At 55.7% G+C, this 2,972-nt stretch carries 1 rRNA gene; it reads right to left on the bottom strand.

What is annotated here, in order from left to right:
- Positions 1–2,855 (bottom strand): 23S ribosomal RNA (locus tag DE149_RS11530); the annotation flags it as partial.
- Positions 2,856–2,972 lie beyond the last annotated feature (117 nt).

The raw sequence follows: 2,972 nt of genomic DNA, 5'->3' as shown, positions 1-2,972 counted from the left end.
CCCGGTCCTCTCGTACTAAGGACAGACCTTCTCAAATTTCCAACGCGCGCAGAGGATAGGGACCGAACTGTCTCACGACGTTCTGAACCCAGCTCGCGTACCGCTTTAATGGGCGAACAGCCCAACCCTTGGGACCTACTCCAGCCCCAGGATGCGACGAGCCGACATCGAGGTGCCAAACCATGCCGTCGATATGGACTCTTGGGCAAGATCAGCCTGTTATCCCCGAGGTACCTTTTATCCGTTGAGCGACGGCCGTTCCACAACGAGCCGCCGGATCACTAGTCCCGACTTTCGTCCCTGCTCGAGCTGCCACTCTCACAGTCAAGCTCCCTTGTGCACTTGCACTCGACACCTGATTGCCAACCAGGCTGAGGGAACCTTTGGGCGCCTCCGTTACATTTTAGGAGGCAACCGCCCCAGTTAAACTACCCATCAGGCACTGTCCCTGACCCGGATCACGGGCCGAAGTTAGATATCCAGAGTGACCAGAGTGGTATTTCAACGGCGACTCCACGAACACTGGCGTGCCCGCTTCACAGTCTCCCACCTATCCTACACAAGTCACACCGAATACCAATACCAAACTATAGTAAAGGTCACGGGGTCTTTCCGTCCTTCTGCGCGTAACGAGCATCTTTACTCGTAATGCAATTTCGCCGAGTTCATGGTTGAGACAGCGGGGAAGTCGTTACTCCATTCGTGCAGGTCGGAACTTACCCGACAAGGAATTTCGCTACCTTAGGATGGTTATAGTTACCACCGCCGTTTACTGGGGCTTAAGTTCTCCGCTTCGCCGAAGCTAACGGGTCCCCTTAACCTTCCAGCACCGGGCAGGAGTCAGTCCATATACATCGTCTTACGACTTCGCATGGACCTGTGTTTTTGATAAACAGTCGCTTCCCCCTGGTCTCTGCGGCCCCGATCCCCTCACACCAGCACGTGGTGCTCAAGGTTGGGGCCCCCCTTCTCCCGAAGTTACGGGGGCATTTTGCCGAGTTCCTTAACCATGATTCTCTCGATCGCCTTAGTATTCTCTACCTGACCACCTGTGTCGGTTTAGGGTACGGGCAGTTTGAACCTCACGCCGATGCTTTTCTAGGCAGCATAGGATCACCGGATCACCCACCATGTGGGCGCCCATCAGGTCTCAGGCATACAGCCGGCGGATTTACCTACCGGCAGCCCTACACCCTTAGACCAGGTCATTTCCATTGCCCGGCCCGGCTACCTTCCTGCGTCACACCTGTTAATGCGCTTGCCTCCCCGGTTCAGGTCCCGCGCTCCCCATCACCGACCCCGTCAAAGACGGGGTTCGGGATGGTTCGGGCGGTTAGTATCACCGGCTCAACATGGACGGTTCTTCACTGGTACGGGAATATCAACCCGTTGTCCATCGACTACGCCTGTCGGCCTCGCCTTAGGTCCCGACTTACCCAGGGCAGATTAGCTTGACCCTGGAACCCTTAGTCATCCGGCGGACGGGTTTCTCACCCGTCTTTCGCTACTCATGCCTGCATTCTCACTCGTCCACAATCCACCAGAAGTTACCCGCTGGCTTCACCTCGTGAACGACGCTCCCCTACCCATCCAGCAAAACTGAATGCCACGGTTTCGGCGGTGTACTTGAGCCCCGCTACATTGTCGGCGCGGAATCACTTGACCAGTGAGCTATTACGCACTCTTTCAAGGGTGGCTGCTTCTAAGCCAACCTCCTGGTTGTCTCAGCAACTCCACATCCTTTCCCACTTAGCACACGCTTAGGGGCCTTAACCGGTGGTCTGGGCTGTTTCCCTCTCGACTATGAAGCTTATCCCCCACAGTCTCACTGCCACGCTCTCACTTCCCGGCATTCGGAGTTTGGCTGAAGTCAGTAACCTTGTAGGGCCCATCGTCCATCCAGTAGCTCTACCTCCGGGAAGAAACACGTGACGCTGCACCTAAATGCATTTCGGGGAGAACCAGCTATCACGGAGTTTGATTGGCCTTTCACCCCTACCCACAGCTCATCCCCTCCATTTTCAACTGAAGTGGGTTCGGTCCTCCACGCGCTCTTACACGCGCTTCAACCTGGCCATGGGTAGATCACTCCGCTTCGGGTCTAGGACACGCGACTCAATCGCCCTATTCAGACTCGCTTTCGCTACGGCTTCCCCACACGGGTTAACCTCGCCACGTATCACTAACTCGCAGGCTCATTCTTCAAAAGGCACGCTGTCACCCCACAAGGAGGCTCCAACGGTTTGTAGGCACATGGTTTCAGGTACTATTTCACTCCCCTCCCGGGGTACTTTTCACCATTCCCTCACGGTACTGATCCGCTATCGGTCAACAGGTAGTATTCAGGCTTACCAGGTGGTCCTGGCAGATTCACACGGGATTCCTCGGGCCCCGTGCTACTCGGGCAACCCTCCAACAGCGGCGGAACACATTTCGACTACGGGACTCTCACCCTCTACGGTCCAGCATCCACACTGGTTCGTCTATATGCCCGCACCTCACTGCGCCATGCCGGCAGACATGACAAGGAGGGGCCCACAACACCGCACATGCAACCCCTGCCGGGTATCACACACATACGGTTTAGCCCCATCCGCGTTCGCTCGCCACTACTAACGGAATCACTTTTGTTTTCTCTTCCTGTGGGTACTGAGATGTTTCACTTCCCCACGTTCCCTCCACCCGGTCTATGTGTTCAACCGGGGGTCACACGACACGTCGTGCGGGGTTTCCCCATTCGGAAATCCTGGTCTCAACGTCCGGTTATCGACTCCACCAGGCTTATCGCAGATTCCCACGTCCTTCTTCGGCTCCTGTTGCCAAGGCATCCACCATGCGCCCTTGGAAACTTTCACACACAATGAAAGTCCTCAAATGAGCAATATCTAACTAAGATGTCATTCTCGGCATCACCACACCTCACACACCACCCCAGGGGGAACAGTGCGATCAACGATGCAGCAACAAAAAAA

It is taken from the genome of Micrococcus sp. KT16 (assembly GCF_003315015.1).
GTDB lineage: Bacteria > Actinomycetota > Actinomycetes > Actinomycetales > Micrococcaceae > Micrococcus > Micrococcus luteus.
Note: the sequence above shows the minus strand (reverse complement) of the source record. Positions and strands in the feature narration are given on the sequence as shown.